This window comes from Vibrio sp. 1249-1 (assembly GCF_033340495.1).
This window is the reverse complement of the sequence record NZ_JAWOWJ010000835.1, coordinates 1-592: the sequence shown is the minus strand read 5'-3', so window position 1 is coordinate 592 and position 592 is coordinate 1. Positions and strand designations below refer to the sequence as shown.

1 protein-coding gene is annotated in these 592 nt (G+C 39.4%); it reads right to left on the bottom strand.

The window, feature by feature from the left end; translation table 11 throughout:
• Positions 1 to 592, bottom strand: a 592-nt coding sequence (locus R7Z50_RS29195; protein WP_318149973.1) for a hypothetical protein, incomplete at both ends; no start/stop codon positions are given.

The following is a 592-nucleotide window of genomic DNA, read 5'->3' as shown; positions in this document are numbered from 1 at the left end:
AATGGCCTCTATGTTTCTTTGCTAATCTTGCTAGAGCGGTATACGTGATTTTTGTTCCATCCGTGAACTTCCAGTCTATTTCATCTAAGAACTCTGCCATTATTTTCTTCTCTGCGCTCAGTCGATCTCTTTGACCTAACTTACTCTGTGTCTGTTTGTTTTGTCGACGGTGTGCGTGATTGACTATTCTTATTTGCTTTTGTAACGCCACTTCCTTGTTCTCTGTTTGCTGCTTGATAGCGTAGATCTCGTTTTCTTTCTTGTTGAGTCGTTTCGCTTCTTTGGCGTGTTTGTTTACGATATCCTTCTCAACTTGACCTTGGTATTCTCGTTTTATGTTTTCGATCTCTTTCGTTTTTTTAGCTAATTCTTTCTTAGCTTTGAGTAACGACTCATCTGCGAATGTGCGAATGCCGTTGTAAATTAAACCTAAAATGAACGCTGTCATGAGGCTAAACAAGAATATGTAAACCCATGATTGCCATTGGTACCAGAGCGTTTTTGCGCCTTGTGCTAGTAAAATAGGATCATTTGAGTTGGATAAGTCTACTAACCAAATCGTGCTATCGGGAGTTAGAAAATCAAGAAATGG